The 18,269-nt window shown below is 44.7% G+C and carries 14 protein-coding genes; 10 read left to right on the forward strand and 4 right to left on the reverse strand.

Going from position 1 to position 18,269, the window contains the following annotated elements:
* The first annotated feature begins 2 nt into the window (after positions 1-2).
* Positions 3-1,130 (forward strand): aspartate aminotransferase family protein, encoded by a 1,128-nt coding sequence (locus tag M1P97_RS19515; RefSeq protein WP_249389954.1) that lies wholly within the window; start codon positions 3-5, stop codon positions 1,128-1,130.
* Between the two features lie 93 nt (positions 1,131-1,223).
* Here the strand turns inward: M1P97_RS19515 and M1P97_RS19520 are convergent, their stop codons facing one another.
* On the reverse strand, positions 1,224-1,733 hold the full coding sequence (locus tag M1P97_RS19520; protein ID WP_249389955.1) for an FKBP-type peptidyl-prolyl cis-trans isomerase: 510 nt from the start codon (positions 1,731-1,733) through the stop codon (positions 1,224-1,226).
* A 126-nt stretch (positions 1,734-1,859) separates the two neighbouring features.
* On the opposite strand from M1P97_RS19520, the gene M1P97_RS19525 reads away from it, so the two are divergent.
* The 3 genes from M1P97_RS19525 to M1P97_RS19535 all read left to right on the forward strand — a co-directional run bounded on the left by M1P97_RS19525 (position 1,860) and on the right by M1P97_RS19535 (position 6,646).
* Positions 1,860-4,094: a S9 family peptidase gene (locus M1P97_RS19525; RefSeq protein ID WP_195374404.1), complete on the forward strand. Its 2,235-nt coding sequence runs from the start codon at positions 1,860-1,862 to the stop codon at positions 4,092-4,094.
* A gap of 35 nt (positions 4,095-4,129) precedes the next feature.
* A complete protein-coding gene (locus M1P97_RS19530) occupies positions 4,130-5,986 on the forward strand; it encodes a mechanosensitive ion channel family protein (protein WP_249389956.1) in 1,857 nt (618 codons plus the stop codon).
* Positions 5,987-6,088: 102 nt separating this feature from the next.
* Positions 6,089-6,646 (forward strand): copper resistance protein NlpE N-terminal domain-containing protein, encoded by a 558-nt coding sequence (locus M1P97_RS19535; protein ID WP_195374402.1) that lies wholly within the window; start codon positions 6,089-6,091, stop codon positions 6,644-6,646.
* 87 nt (positions 6,647-6,733) lie between these two features.
* On the opposite strand, the gene M1P97_RS19540 is transcribed toward M1P97_RS19535, so the two are convergent.
* Positions 6,734-7,948, reverse strand: coding sequence for a C1 family peptidase (locus M1P97_RS19540; protein ID WP_195374401.1), 1,215 nt, complete (start codon positions 7,946-7,948; stop codon positions 6,734-6,736).
* Between the two features lie 115 nt (positions 7,949-8,063).
* Between M1P97_RS19540 and proC the strand changes: the two genes are divergently transcribed.
* On the forward strand, positions 8,064-8,867 hold the full coding sequence (proC, locus tag M1P97_RS19545) for a pyrroline-5-carboxylate reductase (RefSeq protein ID WP_129732387.1): 804 nt from the start codon (positions 8,064-8,066) through the stop codon (positions 8,865-8,867).
* A gap of 15 nt (positions 8,868-8,882) precedes the next feature.
* A complete protein-coding gene (locus M1P97_RS19550; protein WP_195374400.1) occupies positions 8,883-9,788 on the forward strand; it encodes a HEPN domain-containing protein in 906 nt (301 codons plus the stop codon).
* A gap of 995 nt (positions 9,789-10,783) precedes the next feature.
* On the opposite strand, the gene M1P97_RS19555 is transcribed toward M1P97_RS19550, so the two are convergent.
* On the reverse strand, positions 10,784-11,959 hold the full coding sequence (locus M1P97_RS19555) for a proline dehydrogenase family protein (RefSeq protein WP_195374399.1): 1,176 nt from the start codon (positions 11,957-11,959) through the stop codon (positions 10,784-10,786).
* A gap of 99 nt (positions 11,960-12,058) precedes the next feature.
* Positions 12,059-13,690, reverse strand: coding sequence for an L-glutamate gamma-semialdehyde dehydrogenase (pruA, locus tag M1P97_RS19560; protein ID WP_195374398.1), 1,632 nt, complete (start codon positions 13,688-13,690; stop codon positions 12,059-12,061).
* Positions 13,691-13,879: 189 nt separating this feature from the next.
* Here pruA and M1P97_RS19565 point away from each other — a divergent pair, with 189 nt between their 5' ends.
* From M1P97_RS19565 to M1P97_RS19580, 4 genes are read left to right on the forward strand one after another with little or no spacing between them, the layout of a single operon-like run.
* Positions 13,880-14,068, forward strand: coding sequence for a ferredoxin (locus M1P97_RS19565; RefSeq protein WP_195374397.1), 189 nt, complete (start codon positions 13,880-13,882; stop codon positions 14,066-14,068).
* A gap of 31 nt (positions 14,069-14,099) precedes the next feature.
* Entirely contained in the window at positions 14,100-15,104 is a 1,005-nt protein-coding gene (locus tag M1P97_RS19570) for a L,D-transpeptidase (RefSeq protein ID WP_195374396.1), read from the forward strand.
* Between the two features lie 33 nt (positions 15,105-15,137).
* The gene (locus M1P97_RS19575) at positions 15,138-15,824 is read left to right on the forward strand and encodes a murein L,D-transpeptidase catalytic domain family protein (protein ID WP_165359844.1); all 687 of its coding nucleotides are present in this window, start codon (positions 15,138-15,140) and stop codon (positions 15,822-15,824) included.
* Positions 15,825-15,873: 49 nt separating this feature from the next.
* Complete coding sequence (locus M1P97_RS19580) at positions 15,874-18,258, forward strand: PDZ domain-containing protein (protein ID WP_249389957.1); 2,385 nt, start codon at positions 15,874-15,876, stop codon at positions 18,256-18,258.
* Positions 18,259-18,269 lie beyond the last annotated feature (11 nt).

An 18,269-nucleotide genomic window follows, 5' to 3' on the forward strand; every position in this document is an offset into this window, starting at 1 on the left:
AAATGAAACTATTCGACGTATATCCTTTATTTAATATAGAAATAGTAAAAGGAAAAGGATGCCATGTATGGGATGCGGAAGGGACTGAATACCTCGACCTGTATGGTGGACATGCCGTTATCTCCGTCGGTCATAGCCATCCTACTTATGTAGCTGCTATCACCGATCAGGTGAACAAACTGGGATTCTACTCCAACTCGGTTGTCAATAGCCTGCAACAAAAGCTGGCAGACAAACTGGGTAAAGCTTCCGGTTATGACGATTATTCCCTTTTCCTGATTAACTCCGGAGCCGAGGCTAACGAAAATGCTTTGAAGCTGGCTTCATTCCATAACGGTAAAAAACGGGTAATTGCTTTCAAGCATGCTTTCCACGGCCGTACTTCCGCAGCAGTTCGCGTAACGGATAATCCGAAGATAATTGCTCCGGTCAACGAAGACCTGGCTGTTACTTATCTGCCGTTGAACGATGCGGCAGCTGTTGAAGCGGAACTGCAAAAAAGGGATGTATCTTCTGTTATCATTGAAGGTATCCAGGGTGTTGGCGGAATCCAGCTTCCGACAGACGAGTTTATGAAGGAGTTGCGTGCTTTGTGTACCAAATATGAAGCTTGCCTGATCCTGGATGAAATTCAGTCGGGTTACGGACGTAGCGGAAAATTCTTCGCTCACCAATATGCAGATATTAAACCCGACCTGATCACAGTAGCCAAAGGGATCGGTAACGGTTTCCCGATGAGCGGATTATTGATCAGTCCGATGTTCAAGCCTGTTTACGGTATGCTGGGAACGACTTTCGGAGGTAATCATCTGGCTTGTGCCGCTGCTATCGCCGTATTAGACATCATGGAAAATGAAAAATTGATCGACAATGCAGCGAAAGTAGGAAACTTCCTGATCGAAGAATTACACAAGTTGCCAGGTATCAAAGAAATCCGTGGCCGTGGTTTGATGATCGGTATCGAATTCGAAGAATCCATCAAGGAAGTACGTAGTAAATTACTGTTCGAAGAGAAAGTCTTTACAGGTGTTGCCGGAACGAACACGATCCGTCTGCTTCCCCCGCTGTGCCTGACAATGGACGAGGCTAAAGAATTCCTTGCCCGTTTCAAAAAAGTACTTAATGCTTAATTAGTTCTTTATTATAAAAAAGGCCGTCGACGGAGAATTTTCCGAAGACGGCCTTTTCTATTTTATCCTTTTCTACGATCGAAAGTACTGTTATTACTTAACATCCTCCACTCTATATTTAAAAATCAGTGTAGACCCCGCCGGTATCGAACCGTTATTCATATAACCATATCCCAAAGAAGCAGGAAGAATGGCCTCAATAGAGTCCCCTACAGAAGTATCCAATATAACACCGCGTAGCCCCAAGATCAATTGATCTGCAGAATATTTCATGACTGACTTCTTCTGAAAGTTTGTTCCATCAATTAAATGACCTTCCAGGTTTAACTCCAACACTTTATCGCTAGTCGGATATTTCGGTTCATCCAGTTTTCTATCGATTATCCGGTACAACGTAGTATCCCCATACTTCACCAGTTCGTGATAAACCAGTTCTCCATTCTCGTCCTTCTCCAGTTTCTTTTCGCGAATATACTCGCGGTTCTTCTCGAAATAAGCCAATTGCTCCGGAGAATATTCAAAACTATCATTACTATTATCACAAGCGGTAAACGTACTCAACATCACCATCACAGAACATGCGACTGCATAAATTGATCTCATTCTTCGATTTTATTTTATTATTAAATTCTTTTGAAGCCGCAAAGATAATAATAAAGAGTTTCTGCTTTGTTATCTCAAAGAACTTTACGTTATTTGCATATACAGAAACAAACACAATAAATACAAATGAAGCTAAATAAATTCTTTGTTGCCGCCGCTATTACTATTTGTTGCAGCAATTTGTGTTCCGCACAAAAATCATTGGAGTTAGAAGAAGTACTGAGTGGTAAACTGATCCAGACCAAAGGTGTCGGGGCCATGAACTGGATGAAAGACGGCGAACGATACAGCCGCCTGGAGCAGAATAAGGAAGAAGGAGGAATGGATGTCGTTGCCTACCGTGCCAAAGACAATGCCCGAGAAGTGGTTATCCCCTCTTCTCTGTTTAAAGATCCACAGACAGGAAAACACATCGGAATGGGGCGCCTCTCCTGGAGCAATAACAACGACAAGGTTCTTATATTCAACAACACCAAACGTGTCTGGCGTTATGATACGCGGGGCGATTATTGGGTACTCAGCCTGCAAGACGGCAACCTGCGCCAACTGGGCAAAGGACTACCCGAATCATCCATGATGTTTGCCAAATTCTCTCCCGACGGGACAAGAGTAGCCTACGTTTCCGACAACAATCTTTATGTAGAAGATATAAACTCCGGTAAAAGAACCCAGTTAACCAGCGACGGAAGCCAAACCATCGTTAACGGTACATTCGACTGGGTATATGAAGAAGAATTCAGTTGCCGCGATGGTTTCCGCTGGAGCCCGGACGGCAAATACATAGCCTACTGGCAGAGTGATACGGAAGGGACCGGCGTATTCGACATCATCAACAATGTCGACTCCATCTATCCCACCATCCTGCATTTCCCCTATCCGAAAGCAGGTACTACCAATTCAGCCGTAAAAGTAGGATATATCCCGGCTGAAGGAGGAACGACCACCTGGATCAACATTCCGGGAGATCCCCGTAACAACTACATTCCGCGCATGGACTTCATTCCGGAAAGCAACGAACTGTTCATCCAGCAGTTGAACAGGGAGCAGAACACCAATAAAGTATGGGTTGCCAAAATCGGTAGCGCTACACCGGAAAATATCTTTACAGATAAAGATGCCGCCTGGCTGGATACAAACGATAATATCCTGTGGCTGAAAAACAATCAATATTTTACCTGGGAAAGCGAACGTAGCGGATGGCGTCACCTGTATCGCGTGAGCCGTGACGGAAAAGAGATCGTTCCTGTCACAAAAGGTGATTTCGATTATATCGAGCCGGTAGGAACCGATTTGCAGAAAGGTTTGGTTTATTTTATCGCTTCACCTGAAAACTATACACAACGTTACCTGTACAGCGCAAACCTGTTCGGCAAAGGTGAAGTGAAACGCCTGAGCCCGGAAAGCCAACCGGGACAACACCGTTATAATATGTCTCCGACCGGAAAATGGGCCGTGCATACATACAGCAATTCGGTAACCCCTCCGGTGATCGACATGGTTTCATTCCCCAAGAACCAGTCCGTACGTATCATTGAGGATAATGCAAAAGCTAAAGAACAATACGATGCCCTGGGATTAAGCCCGAAAGAGTTTGTCAAAGTAAAATCAGGCGACCTGCAACTGGATGTCTGCATGATCAAACCGGTCGACTTCGACCCGTCGAAGAAATACCCGGTGATCATTGAAGTCTATGGCGAACCGGCCGGATCGACCGTGCAGGACGTATGGGGTGGCGGCGACCTGTGGAACCAATATATGGTTAACCAGGGATATATCTACGTCAGCATCGAAAATCGCGGAGCCAATGCACCACGCGGACGCGAATGGCGTAAATGTATCTATGGAGAAGTCGGCACATTCGCATCCGAAGACCAGGCACGAGGCATACAAGACCTGGGACGGCAGTATCCGTTCATCGACCTGTCCCGCATCGGTATCAACGGATGGAGCGGTGGCGGCAGCCAGACACTGAACTGTATGTTCCGTTATCCGGAAGTATTCCATACCGGTATTGCGATCGCCTTCGTTGCCGACCAGCGTTTATATGATACCGTTTACCAGGAACGTTATATGAATACTCCGCAAAACAACCCGGAAGGCTACCGCAAGGGCTCTCCCATCAGTTACACGGAAGGTTTGAAAGGGAACCTGTTATTGATACACGGAACCGGCGACGATAACGTACATTACCAGAATTGCGAAATGCTGATAGACGAGCTGGTCAAACATGGGAAGATCTTCAGCCAGATCAGTTATCCGATGCGTAGCCACGGCATCTACGAACGCGAAGGTACTACTATGCACCTGCGGAAAAGCATGGCGGATTACTGGTTGAAACATTTGCCGGCCGGAGGTAGATAAGCACGATAAATTTAAAGCATAGAGTAAAAAACACTATGAAACATTTGGTATTATGCATTGCCGTAATATCGGCTATATTCCTTGTGCCGACCCGGGGAACCTCCCAGATCAGAGAAAAGGCAGAAGGATTACTGAACGCCGTTATTACAGATAATAAAACAAACGAAATCCCGGCCGACTCTATATCGGCAATTGAAGATAAGGTCCGGTTAGATTCTATCAGACTGCAGGAACTCGAGCTTCAGGTGCAGGAGATGAAGTTGAACGAAATAGTACTCCGGAACGAGTTGAACGATGCACTGCATAGGCATATCACGACCGATTCGCTGAAAAAAGAGGAACAACGCCGTAGTATCGACTCGCTACGGACACTGACTCCCGGTGTTCCTCTTGTCATCGATGACGACACCCTCCTCACTTTTTATGCCAAGAGAGGAGGCGTATCGGCACACGACCGGGCGGAGAATGCCGTTAACCTGATCCAGAAAATAGGAAAAGACCTCAGCCTGAAAACAGACTCCGTAAGTCTGTTTCACAGCGAATACCAGACAGACATCATGTATGGCGAAAAAGTGATACTAAGTGTCACTGACCAGGATGCCGTATGGCAAAATACAGAAAGAGAAGAGCTAGCTAAAAAATACCAGACGATTGTCAACGACAAGATCCTGTCGCTGAAAAAAGAACACGGTATACTTCAGGTCACCAAACGGGTGACACTATTCATCCTGGTATTGGTCGTTCAGTATTTCTTATTCAAGCTGACCAATTACCTGTTCAGGAAATTACGCCGCCGGATCATCTGGTTGAAACAGAACAAGCTCAAATCCATTACCATACGTGAATATGAATTCCTCAATACCCACCGGCAAGGCAGGATACTCATATTCCTGAATAATATTTTACGCTATATTGTGCTGTTGATACAGCTTATGTTCAGTGTACCGATGCTGTTCGCTATCTTTCCACAGACAGAGAACCTGGCAATGAAACTGTTTTCCTACATCTTGGAGCCTGTCAAAATGGTTCTGAAATCTGTTATCGAATACATTCCGAACCTGTTCATTATCGTTGTCATCTATTACTGTGTAAAATATATCATCAAAGGTATCCAATACATAGCCAATGAGATTGAAAGTGAAAAATTAAAGATCACCGGGTTCTATCCGGATTGGGCACAACCATCTTTCAATATCATACGCTTCCTGCTTTATGCATTTATGATCGCAATGATCTATCCGTATCTGCCGGGGTCCGACTCCGGTGTATTCCAGGGAATATCAGTCTTTGTCGGACTGATTGTTTCCCTCGGATCAAGTACGGTTATCGGAAATATCATCGCCGGGTTGGTTATTACCTACATGCGTCCGTTTAAATTGGGCGACCGTATCAAACTGAACGAGACAACGGGAAATGTAATTGAAAAGACACCTTTCGTAACCCGTATCCGCACCCCAAAGAACGAAGTGGTAACGATCCCTAATTCATTCATCATGTCGTCACATACGGTGAATTATAGTGCCTCCGCCCGCCAGTTCGGCCTGATCATTCACTCGACGGTCAGTATCGGTTACGACGTTCCCTGGCGCCAGGTTCATCAGCTACTGATCGATGCGGCACGTTCTACGCCGGGAGTGCAGCCTCATCCGAAGCCGTTCGTACTGGAAACAGAGTTACAGGACTATTATCCCTGTTATCAGATAAATGCTTATATAAAGGATGCCGACCGGCTGTCGCAAATCTATTCAGACCTGCACCAGAACATACAGGATGTATTCAATGAAGCAGGTATAGAAATCATGTCGCCCCACTATTATGCAGAACGTGACGGAAGTGCGGTTACTATTCCGCCTGAGTACCAGCAGAAACCGGACAGTCCGGATAAAAAGTGAGAAACAGCGCATTATATAGTTAAAAAAGTCCTCCTGCAAAACAAAATGCAGGGGGACTTTTGTTATATCGGCAAAGTCACTAATAAATAAAAATGCACAATAATGAAAAAGTATTTTATCGCAGTAGCAGCTCTGGCTTTATTAGCTGCATGTAGCGGGAAGAAAACAGCCGAACCCGCTTTAATTGAGGAAGAAAGTATCGCAGTAGCAGAAGCAGTACCCGACGCACCAGTTTTGCCTGAAGTAACAGGAAAAACAACAAAACCTGTGAATATGCGTGATTCACTGAAAATCGATCCTAAAAAGGGAACTGTTATTCAGAAAAAATATAAGGGAACATTCCCCGCTGCAGATGGTCCCGGCATCGTTTATGACCTGACTTTATATTATCAGCAAGATAGCGAAGATGGCGTTTATGAAATGGATGCCACTTATCTGGAAGCAGAAAACGGACAGGATAAAACATTCTCTTCTACCGGTAAACGCCAGGTAAAACATGGCACACCTGCCAACTCAGAAGCTGTCGTTTACGAATTGATCCCAAGCGATGGAAGCATGGCATTTTATTTCCAGGCAGAAGGCGACAGTCTGACACTATTGAATCAGGAATTACAAAAAGCAGCATCAGATCTGAATTACACCCTGACGCTCGTTCCATAAAGAAGCACATCTTTGTATAAATAGAAAAGAGGCACCCCAACTCCTACCGGGAATGCCTCTTTTCGTTTTATTTTCGGATATATTGAATTATTTAATACCTAACTTAGCTTTAATAGCTTTAGGCAGTGCATCTTTATGAACGACAATGTTCATTGTTTTGTAGCGTACGAATGCTTTTGATGCATACCAAATACCGTTATATTTGTTGGCTGTCCCCCAAGAGTTTTTCACCATGTAATATTCGTTTCCTTCCTGATCTTTGGCAATACCATAAATCTGCATACCGTGGTCGTCAGTAGTTTCCCAGTTATCATAAGCCAACTGGCGTTCTGCCTGCGTACACCATTTCTGCGGTTGCGGTTTCGTATTCAATTTCTTTTCTTCCGGTTTCATCTTCAACCAATGAGCCATGTCCGATCCACTCAGTTCCTGTACCTTTTCGTTGTCAGGCATAACAGCTACCCCGTCGCGGGTAAAGCCGGACTCACTTACGTCGGATCCCCAGGCAATCGTATAGCCTGTATTGATCGCATTGTCGAACACTTCCATGAATTCGTCGATCGGCAGGTTGTAAGACAATGAGTGACGCCAGTTATCCTGGATTTCCAGCGAAAACTGCGTATAGAACGGATGATGCGTATAAGAAGTCAACGATACATAATCCGACGGTTTTAATCCTGTAGATTCATAGAATGACTTCGGAGTGTATTCTTTTCCTTTATAAGTAAACTTTTCCGGAACTTTTCCCAGATAGATTTCATGTACGGCAGCTACTGCCTTTTTCCACAACAGGTTGTAATTCTCGTCATACTGGAATTTTTTTACTTTACCGCCGGCCATAGCACCTACCATAGCATCTGTGAGGGCAGACAACTCTCCATGGTTACTCAATGTATCGCTATACATCACCCCGGGGCGCATTTCTTCTTCCGGCACCAAACCGAAAGCTTCCATTCCATAAATCACATCATAGAAAGACCCACCCTGCGAGAATGAAGCATCACCATGAGTACGGACAGCCATATCGGCACGATCCTGATAAGTGTGGTAAACGGTAAACATCTCCGAAAGATCATATTCTCCCTTTCCCATACGAAGCAATTCAGATTCCAGGAAAGCCATACTAGAGTAGCACCAGCAAGTACCTGCCCGGTTCTGATTCTTAATGGATGTAATCGGGTTTTCCTTTACTGTCGTAAAAATGAAACCTTCTTCTTTTTCTCCCTCTTTTTCTTGTGCTCCGACATTTGTTGCAGAGAACGCACAAGCCAACATCAAGCTGGCAACAATAAGTTTCTTCATCTTTTATTTTCGATTTTATTAGCAATTATACATTTTGTGACAAATGTACGGGTTTTATTCCTTTTTTCCATACTTTTGTATCTCATGATTTTACAATAAATAAATTAACGGAGATATGAAAATTACTATTATCGGAGCCGGAAGTATCGGCGGTGCCATCGCCAAAGGACTGGCCAAAGGAAATATGTTCAAAGCATCGGACATCACCTGCACGGCACAGTCTCAAGCAACATTGGACAAAATGAAAGCTGCCAATCCTGACTTCGTGTTGTCGCTCAACAACATCGAAGCGGTTAAAGGAGCAGACATCATCGTCATAGCGGTAAAGCCCTGGCGGGTGGAAGAGATCATCGACCAGGTAAAAGGAGTGCTCGATTACGACAAACAGATCATCGTTTCAGTGGCTGCCGGCATCACCTTCGATACACTGAATTCTTATCTCACCAAAAATACCAGTTACGAAGACTGGGTAACCCCGGCCCTTTTCCGTATCATGCCTAACACGGCTATCGAGGTACTAAGCAGTATGACTTTTGTCTCCGCCCATAACGCAACACCTGAACAGAGCGAACTGATTATCAATATATTTAATGAACTGGGCAATGCCATGCTGGTTGAAGAACGCCTGATGGGTGCCGGTACGGCTTTGGCTTCCAGCGGTATCGCTTTCGCCCTTCGTTATATCCGTGCCGCCATCGAAGGTGGCGTCGAACTCGGTTTCTATCCGAAGCAAGCTCAGGAAATCGTTGTCCATACCGTAAAAGGGGCAACCGACCTGCTGTTGGAAAACAAAAGTAACCCGGAAATGGAAATCGACAAAGTAACGACTCCCGGCGGTATCACGATTAAGGGATTGAATGAAATGGAACTGTCCGGCTTCACCTCTTCTGTTATCAGAGGGTTGAAGGCCAGCAAATAAAAATGTAAACATGAAATGAAGAAGTCTTTATCCCATTTATCCGAAGAGAAGCAAGAAGATTTACGTTTGATAACTCAATACGTAGTAGAGTCTCTTGCCGATCAGTGCGAAATGATCATCCTGTATGGTAGCTACGCACGAGGTAATTATGTGGAGTACGACCAACGGGTTGAATTTGGGATACCGACTTACTTCATGAGTGATTTCGATATATTGGTTATCACCCGCAACGACTGCCATAGTTATGGTATTAAAAGATTGCTGGAAAAGGTCGAAGATCGCTATTACAAATATAAAGGACAGGAAAGATATGCTTTCACTACCCGCATCCATTTTATTGATGAAACCATTAAGGATTTTAATAAGGGGATCACAAAAAGCCGCTACTTCTATAACGATATAAAAAAAGATGGCATCCTGCTTTACGATAGCGGTAATTGTAAATTAGCCCGCCGCCGCAAACTTAATTTCTCAGAGATTGAGGAACTGGCAAAGGAATATTTTGATGCAAAGTTCAAGCTAAGTACAAACTTTATGAAGGGCGCTTATTTTTATTTAGGTGAAGGAGAATTCAATATGGCCGCATTCCATCTGCATCAGGTTTGCGAGAATTTATACCATGCAATCATCCTGACACACACTTTATATACCTTTAAAGACCACAATCTGGAGGAACTGATTAAAGCCGCCAAAACACATACCTTAGAAATAACGAAAGTATTTCCCCATAACTCAGACGAAGAAATCCGGTTATTCAACCTTTTACTCAAAGCTTATATAGAAGCTCGATACAACAGATACTACACCATTACAAAAGAAGATATAGAAGCCCTGATCCCACGGGTAGAACTTCTGGCAAAGATCACCAAAGAAGTCTGCGAGAATAAAATCAAAGAATATGCCAGCCGTGCCAGGGGATAAAGGGGTTGGTTTATTTATTATCAGGGGGGAATGGTTCATTTATTGACAGATTTGAATGTAGTGTCGTTTGTAAGGGCGGTTCGCGAACCGCCCTTACAGGCGCCGTCACAATGGAACAGGCAGGTTCGGCCGTAGGGGCGGGGTCTGCCCGCCCTTCTTCACCGGTTGTTATATTATTGTCGCAAAGGGTGGGCAAACCCCACCCCTACAAAACCTGTCATTTGGATTCACCTTTTTCTAAAATATAAATGTTTCCTAAAAACTGGGTTCATGGGTTCATAAACAACAAATACCTTGATATACAATACGTAAACTGATGAATGCATATCTTTTTTTGCATTCACCCGCATTCACTGTATGAACCCCAATTTAGATCCGGGTTCATACTATAACATACATGTTACCAGACATATACCCAAGAAATGAATGATATGAACCTTTATTTCAAAAAACTTTTTTCTAAATAGGTATTTACTGGCAGCTACATCTGGATAAACTAACTCCGGCACCCATTTCAAATGGGTCGGCTGCGATTTTAAATGAGTGCCTATCTATTATGAAACAGGTAACTACCCATTTCGAAATCGCTACCTTACTATTCCGGAAAAGACTTAAGGCTTTTACAAAATAAAACGTATGCGCATTTTTCCCTGTAGGGTAGCGGCTTACTCTCTATATCCTATCGGATCATACCCTTAAGGGTAACAGGCATTCCCCTATAGTCAGAAAAGGAGGTAGCACTATTGTGTTATTGCAGTAATACAGGTGTACTGTAAATCCAGAAATAGTTATCCGCCAAGAAGAAATAAACATCGGACAAAAAAGTACCGGTGTTTTGAAATGTTAAGACCTGTCTTTTACAAACAAAAGTCCGGTCTTTTGATTTTAAAAGACCGGACTTTTATTTTATATATGTCCTCCACCGTAATACACTATCAATAAAGCCTTTGAAGACAGTGACAGATGAGACGTTCATGCGAATTTACTACGAAGGATTATTTTTTAGCATTCTTACGCCGATTCATTTCCGATTGTAACATCTTCAATTCGCGACTTGTCTGTCCTGCAACCGAAGTGTTTTCCTCGGCACGGCGGATCAGGTAAGGTAATACATCTCTCACCGGAGCATACGGAACATATTTTGTCACATTGAAACCTTCGTGTGCCAGGTTGAATGAAATATTATCACTCATTCCAAGCAACTGGGCAAAGTAAATACGCTGGTCATCACGCTTGATGCCTTTTTCATCCATCAGTTTGGCCAGTTTATAGTTACTCTCTTCATTGTGAGTTCCCATAAACATTTCAAAATGATCCAGATGATCCATGGTGAAACGAACAGCCTCATTAAAATTCTCGTCGGTAGTCTTTTTATCTTTGCAGATAGGATCAGGATAACCCAATGCGGCAGCACGCGCACGCTCTGCTTCCATATAAGCACCACGCACAAATTTAACACCGGCTATATACCCCCTTTCTTTGGCATCATCCAGTATACGCCGCAGATACGGCATACGGTCGTGACGATACATCTGCAAAGTTGCGAATACGATGGCACGCTTTTTATTGTATTTCCGCATCGCCTCGTCGGTCAGTTCGTCCAGAGCATCCTGAAAACAATAATCTTCGGCATCCACGATCAGACGTACATCATTCTCATAAGCACGCTGGCAGAAAGCCATGAAACGTTCCCTGAATTCGCGGAACGCTTTTACCTCTTCTATGGTCATCTCCCCCCTTTTTTCAGAAGCTTTGGCAAGTAGCTCATCGGTCGTAATGGTGGAAGGTTTAAATACAGCATAAGCCAGGTTAGAATTACCTTTGGCAAAGTCGATCGAACGTATCGTCTCTTCGAATGTAGCCTGGATACCTTCAGGAGTCTGTTCACCTTCAGCCGAAAAGTCGAGGGTGGAACGTACATTGAATTGTCGGAGATGGTCAATGGCTTTCGTACAGTCCTGAAGTGTTTCCCCTCCAACAAACTGTTTATATAAAGTAGGCTTCACAGCCCAGGCCAAAGGAAAATGTATCTTTAAAGCAATATTGCTGGCTACACTTGCACACTTTACCAGCCACGGGTATTTGATTGTATTGAACAGTAAATAAGCGTTTTTCAATTCTGATTGCGATTTAGATGAAAAAGCAATCTCGGTATTATCAAAGTCTAACATAGTATTTGATTTTAAGAATTGGCAGATAACAGTTGACAGTCGACAGTTTCAAAGCAGATTTACCTGTCAACTGTCACTTGTCAACCGTCAACTAATATGTTATTTTTCCCCTAAGAACGGATAACCGTAAGAAGTAGGTGGAACCAAAGCCTCTTTGATGCAACGAGGATTAGTCCAGCGGATCAGGTTCAACGGACCACCGGCCTTGTCGTTCGTTCCGGATGCTCTCGAACCGCCGAACGGTTGCTGTGCAATAACGGCACCTGTCGGTTTATCGTTGATATAGAAGTTACCGGCTGCATAACGCAGTTTGTTGAATGCCTTATCGATAGCGAAACGATCACGAGAGAAGATCGAACCGGTCAATCCGTAAGGAGATGTCTGGTCGCAGATTTCCAGTGTTTCTTCAAACTTGCTGTCTTCGTAAACATAGATAGTAATTACCGGGCCGAAGATTTCTTCCACCATCGATTTGAATGACGGATTTGTAGTCTGGATAACTGTCGGTTCGATATAATAACCTACCGACTTGTCGCCGTTACCTCCAAATATGACTTCTGCATCCGGTGCCTGTTTTGCATAATTGATATATCCCATGATATTATCGAACGAAGGTTCGTCGATCACAGCATTGATAAAGTTTGTGAAGTCTTGTACATCCCCCATCTTGATCTCTTTCAGCATATCGCCTACCATTTCTTTCACTTCTTTCCACATAGAAGCAGGAATATAAGCACGTGAACCGGCCGAACATTTCTGCCCCTGGTATTCGAATGCACCACGAACAATAGCTGTTGCCACGTCTGCTGCCGGAGCCGAAGGATGGGCGAAGATAAAATTCTTACCGCCTGTTTCACCTACGATCTTCGGATAAGATTTATAATGCCCCAGATTTTCACCCATCTGACGCCACAATGTATTGAAAGTAGAAGTAGATCCGGTGAAATGGAAACCTGCCAGATCGCGACTGGCTGTAACCACCTTGCCGATTACACTTCCCTGTCCCGGGATAAAGTTGACTACACCGTCAGGAAGTCCGGCTTCCTGGAATACCTTCATCAACAGATAGTTTGAATGGATAGCAGTTGTAGATGGTTTCCATACGGCCACGTTACCCATCATGGCAGGAGCCATATTCAGGTTACTGGCAATAGAGGTGAAGTTAAACGGAGTCAGGGAGAATACGAAACCTTCCAGTGCACGATATTCCATCCGGTTCAGGATACCTGTATCCGAATAAGGCTGGTCGGCATATACCTGCCCGGCATAAAATGTACTGAAACGCAGGAAGTCAATCAACTCGCAGGGAGCATCGATCTCTGCCTGGTACGGGTTCTTGCTCTGTCCCAGCATCACCGAGGCATTCAATAAATAACGATATTTTGTAGCGAAGAGTTCTGCCACCCGCAGCATGACCGAAGCACGTTCCACCCAGGGCAACTCCGACCATTCCTTATGCGCTTTCATAGCTGCATCAATGGCCATCTGTACCTCTTTTTCGCCGGCTTTATGATAAGTTGCCAGTACATGATGATGATCATGCGGCATAACCACCTTACCGGTGTTACCTGTACGAACTTCTTTACCACCGATGATCAATGGAATATCCCATTCTTCATTGGACAATTGTGCTAACGTGCTTTTCAATGCTGCTTTTTCACTCGAGCCGGGAGCATACGATTTTACCGGTTCATTAATAGGCTTAGGAAATCTAAAAATAGCGTTATCCATGTTGTTTTTAGTTTATGAATAGTTAATCAAAGATTTTATGTGCTGTAAACATAGTAAAATAATTTTAATTCATAGCGACTTAAGCGTTAAATTAGTTTTAATCGGCCTTCATTTCGTGTATAAATTACATCAACCATTTCACCCCTTGATTTGTTATGCTTATATAAATCATCTTTAATGTATACAACTATGGCAATTAAAAGTGTTTGGATAGAAGAGGACTGTATCGCTTGCGGTACTTGCGAAGGCATCTGCCCGGAAGTTTTTCACGTAACTGACCGTTCCCACGTAAATGAAGGAGTAAACTTTAACGACTACGAAGAAGGAATAAAAGAAGCTGCTGAAAGCTGTCCGGTCAACGTTATTAAATATGATTGAGTGAGACAAATGTCTCACTCAAGAAACCAGTATGAAAAGAGCGGTCTTATTTCCGGTATTTTGTCTCGTTGCCCTCAGTTATTGTACAACGAAGACGGACAAACCCGTATCCGGTGATTTATCCGTACCGGACTCGACAGTTGTCGATGTTGCGGAAGAGGTGGAAGTGGCTCCCAAAGAAATTATCATTGAAAAGGAGCTACTTTACGACCAGCATACCCTGGCCGACAGCTATCCTTACAAAGATACCACCCGCGAATTCCAATGGGATAAGATACGCGAACGGCTTACATGGCTCGAGTCGACCCAACGGGAACCGGCCACCTGGTCGATCTTACAAAACTACAGGAACAAGAACGGTGAAGCTCCCTTAGTCAGGAACTATCACCGCGACTCTTACCGCCGCATCGCCGATTCGCTGGGAGTAGAACGTTTCCAGGGCGTACCGCTTTATTTACCGACCGATACCTCCGTCCCTGAGTTATACGGTCGCGACGGTTCGCTGGTGAAACACCTGGAAGATTATACCAACTTTATAAAGGTAGCTTCCGTACATACGGGAAAAGAATGGATGGTGCCCCGCAAATATATCGAAACCATCGCCGACACAGTTGTATTCAGAAAGGCAATCTTTGTCGATACAAAAAACCAGAATATAGCGACAATGGAACACGTCGGTGACAAATGGCTGGTCAGAAGTATGAACCCGGCAACCACCGGCTTGCACAGGCCTCCTTATGCCCAGGAAACCCCTCCCGGCATTTTCGTAATCCAGGAAAAGAAGCCACGGATGATCTATCTGGTAGACGGGACGACGGAGACCGGAGGCTTTGCTCCTTATGCCAGCCGCTTTACCAACGGAGGCTATATACATGGCGTACCTGTCAATGCGCCACGAAAGAATCTGATTGAATTCAGCCCATCGCTGGGTACGACTCCCCGTTCCCACATGTGCGTCAGGAATGCAACCTCACATGCTAAATTTATTTACGATTGGGCACCTATCGAGGGAACTCTTGTTTTTGTTTTTGATTAAAAATTATAACTTTGCAGTCTGATTCACACTGACATGCACAAAATTTTCTTATATCTGTTCCTTCTGTTTATCCCGGTAAACTTCTCTTCGATGAGTCGGCCGGTGCCACGCACGTCTGCAACTTCAAGCTGCCGACAGTTATATATGGAAATGGAACTGGAAGGGGTTGTCAATTATGCAGCCTTCGAACAGGCCATAGCCGGATATAATAAGATCGAACAAAAAAGCAAAGAGATACTTACGCTGGTCGATTTCAGCAAACCTTCTACGGAGGAACGTTTTTATGTATTCGATATGAGACATAAAAAGTTGTTGTTCACCTCGCTCGTCTCCCATGGGAAGAATAGCGGTGGAAATTATGCCACCTCTTTCTCCAACGAGAACGGGTCTCTCAAAAGTTCATTGGGATTCTTTCTGACAGAAAATACTTATCAGGGAAAAAACGGTTATTCATTAGTACTAAACGGTCTGGAAAAAGGGATTAACGACCGTGCCAAAGAGAGGGCGATCGTGATTCATGGGGCGGCTTACTCCAACCCTTCCGTTATCGCTTCATCCGGTCGTCTGGGACGCAGCTTCGGTTGTCCGGCCCTGCCACAGTCGGTCAGCAAACCGATCATTAATACGATCAAGGGTGGTTCGCTGTTGTTTATTTATGCCAATAATCAGAATTATCTGGCCTACAGTCCTATCCTGTCCAAACAGATCGCTACTATGTAAAAGGAAAAAGATACTATACACTAATAAACAATTTTAAATCTAATTGAGAATGAAAAGCAACGTACTGAAAGCTTTATTTCCAATACTGCTAGCCTTTATAGCATTGCCGATATCGGCACAATCAGAGATTTTCGTTTCCCCGACAGGGAAAGCCAATGGTGACGGAAGTGTTCAAAATCCATTCAACCGTATTCAGGTTGCATTGGAAAAAGCCCGGACAGAAAAAGGAGAGATCGTTATCTACCTGCGCGAAGGGAAATATATACTCGACAAACCCATCGTTTTCACACCCCAGGACGGGAACGATACCCGGCAGTTATCTGTAAAAGCCTATCCCGGCGAACAGGTAGTTCTTTCAGGAGGAATACCACTATCCCTGCAATGGACACCTTACAAAAAAGGAATTATGAAAGCCAAAGTAAGTGGTAATCCGATCATGGATATATTGGTTGTCGACGGACAACTGCGACACATGGCCCGCTATCCTAACTTCGATGAGAAAGCAGTCCGCTTCAACGGGACTTCCGCCCAGGCCACGGCACCTGAACGGGTAAAGAAATGGAAAAATCCGGCCGGAGGTTATCTACACGCCATGCACAGGCATGACTGGGGCGATTTCCATTACCTCATCACCGGAAAAAATAAGAAAGGAGAACTAACGATGGAAGGTGGTTGGCAAAATAACCGCCAGTCGGGACTTCACCCGGACAACCGGATGGTCGAGAATATATTCGAAGAACTGGACGCTCCCGGCGAATGGTTCTATGCAGCCGACGAGCAGGTTTTATATTATTACCCGCTTGAAGGAGAGAACGTATCCGAGGCCCTTTTCGAATCTCCCCAACTCAGACACCTGATCGAATTCCGGGGTACGGAAACCAACCCGGTAAAAAACATCACGGTCGACGGGTTGGAACTGACACAAACCCTCCGTACATTTATGGAACCTTACGAGCAGCTACTCCGTTCAGACTGGACGATCTACCGGGGAGCAGCCGTTTTCTTCGAAGGAACAGAATATTGTGCACTGCGTAATTGTTACCTGCACAACCTGGGAGGAAATGCCGTATTCTTCTCCTATTATAACCGCCATTCGGAAATATCAGGTTCTCACCTTACACAAATCGGAGCGAGTGCCGTCTGCTTTGTCGGTGATCCCGCCGGTGTCCGTTCACCCAGTTTCGAATATGCAGAATTTGTCCCCTACGAACAAATCGATCATGAGAAAGGCCCCCAAAATAATAATTACCCGGCTCAATGCCTCGTATACGACAACCTGATCCATTCGATCGGACTGTTCGAAAAGCAGATCACAGGGGTCGAATTATCCATGTGCCAGGCCATTACCGTCAGCCACAACAGTATTTACGATACTCCCCGTGCCGGAATCAATGTCAGCGAAGGGACATGGGGCGGCCATATCCTGGAATTCAATGATATTTTCGACACAGTCAAAGAAACCGGCGACCACGGCTCTTTCAACTCCTGGGGACGCGACCGCTATTGGCATCCCAAATATCAGGAAATGGAATCGATCGCCGCCAAAGACCCGGCCCTGATCCTGGCGGATGCCTGCCAGACCACCGTTATGAGAAACAACCGTTTCCGTTGCGACCGGGGGTGGGACATCGACCTGGATGACGGTTCCAGCAATTACCATATATATAACAACCTCTGCCTCAACGGAGGGATCAAGCTGAGAGAAGGTTTCTACCGCATAGTCGAAAACAACATTATGATCAACAACTCCTTCCATCCGCATGTCTGGTTTAATAACAGCGGCGATGTCTTCACACGCAATATTGTCATGACCGAATATAAACCGATCGGCATACGTGAATGGGGATTGCTGGTAGACTACAACATTTTTACAGACAGCTTGTCGCATGCCGCCGCACGCAAGAACGATACGGACGAACATTCCATCGTCACTCCCATACAATTCCGCAACCCGGCAAAAGGAGATTTCACCGTTCCCGACGATTCCGAAGCAATCACCAAAGGCAGTTTCCACAATTTTGCCATGGATCAGTTCGGCGTTGTCTCTCCCCGCCTGAAAGCGATCGCTCATACGCCCGAAATGCCGACACCGATCATGATCGCCGGCCACGCCGACAGCGATATTACCGACTGGTGCGGTGCCACGATCAAAAGTTTGCAGACATTGGGCGAACGCTCGGCCACGGGAATGGACTCCGAACGGGGTGTATATGTCATTTCCGTCAATGCGCTGGGAGGTAAACTACGGGATTACATACGTCCCAACGACGTTATTATCCAGATAGGAAAAACTCCGGTAAATAACCTGAAGGAGATGCAGGACGCACTTCAGAATATCGACAAATCGAAAGATATAGAATTTATAATATTCAGGACACAGAAGGAGAACAAAGTCACGATCCCGGGAAAATTACTGGACAAACTCACTAAATAATAATTATCTTT

The organism is Parabacteroides leei (assembly GCF_023369805.1).
In the GTDB taxonomy this organism is placed as follows: domain Bacteria; phylum Bacteroidota; class Bacteroidia; order Bacteroidales; family Tannerellaceae; genus Parabacteroides; species Parabacteroides leei.

What these genes read in the sequence shown, in the direction of transcription:
- M1P97_RS19515 (WP_249389954.1), top strand. Translation starts at nt 3, where the DNA reads ATGAAACTATTCGACGTATATCCTTTATTTAATATAGAAATAGTAAAA.
- M1P97_RS19520 (WP_249389955.1), bottom strand. Translation starts at nt 1,733, where the DNA reads ATGAGATCAATTTATGCAGTCGCATGTTCTGTGATGGTGATGTTGAGT.
- M1P97_RS19525 (WP_195374404.1), top strand. Translation starts at nt 1,860, where the DNA reads ATGAAGCTAAATAAATTCTTTGTTGCCGCCGCTATTACTATTTGTTGC.
- M1P97_RS19530 (WP_249389956.1), top strand. Translation starts at nt 4,130, where the DNA reads ATGAAACATTTGGTATTATGCATTGCCGTAATATCGGCTATATTCCTT.
- M1P97_RS19535 (WP_195374402.1), top strand. Translation starts at nt 6,089, where the DNA reads ATGAAAAAGTATTTTATCGCAGTAGCAGCTCTGGCTTTATTAGCTGCA.
- M1P97_RS19540 (WP_195374401.1), bottom strand. Translation starts at nt 7,948, where the DNA reads ATGAAGAAACTTATTGTTGCCAGCTTGATGTTGGCTTGTGCGTTCTCT.
- proC (WP_129732387.1), top strand. Translation starts at nt 8,064, where the DNA reads ATGAAAATTACTATTATCGGAGCCGGAAGTATCGGCGGTGCCATCGCC.
- M1P97_RS19550 (WP_195374400.1), top strand. Translation starts at nt 8,883, where the DNA reads ATGAAGAAGTCTTTATCCCATTTATCCGAAGAGAAGCAAGAAGATTTA.
- M1P97_RS19555 (WP_195374399.1), bottom strand. Translation starts at nt 11,959, where the DNA reads ATGTTAGACTTTGATAATACCGAGATTGCTTTTTCATCTAAATCGCAA.
- pruA (WP_195374398.1), bottom strand. Translation starts at nt 13,690, where the DNA reads ATGGATAACGCTATTTTTAGATTTCCTAAGCCTATTAATGAACCGGTA.
- M1P97_RS19565 (WP_195374397.1), top strand. Translation starts at nt 13,880, where the DNA reads ATGGCAATTAAAAGTGTTTGGATAGAAGAGGACTGTATCGCTTGCGGT.
- M1P97_RS19570 (WP_195374396.1), top strand. Translation starts at nt 14,100, where the DNA reads ATGAAAAGAGCGGTCTTATTTCCGGTATTTTGTCTCGTTGCCCTCAGT.
- M1P97_RS19575 (WP_165359844.1), top strand. Translation starts at nt 15,138, where the DNA reads ATGCACAAAATTTTCTTATATCTGTTCCTTCTGTTTATCCCGGTAAAC.
- M1P97_RS19580 (WP_249389957.1), top strand. Translation starts at nt 15,874, where the DNA reads ATGAAAAGCAACGTACTGAAAGCTTTATTTCCAATACTGCTAGCCTTT.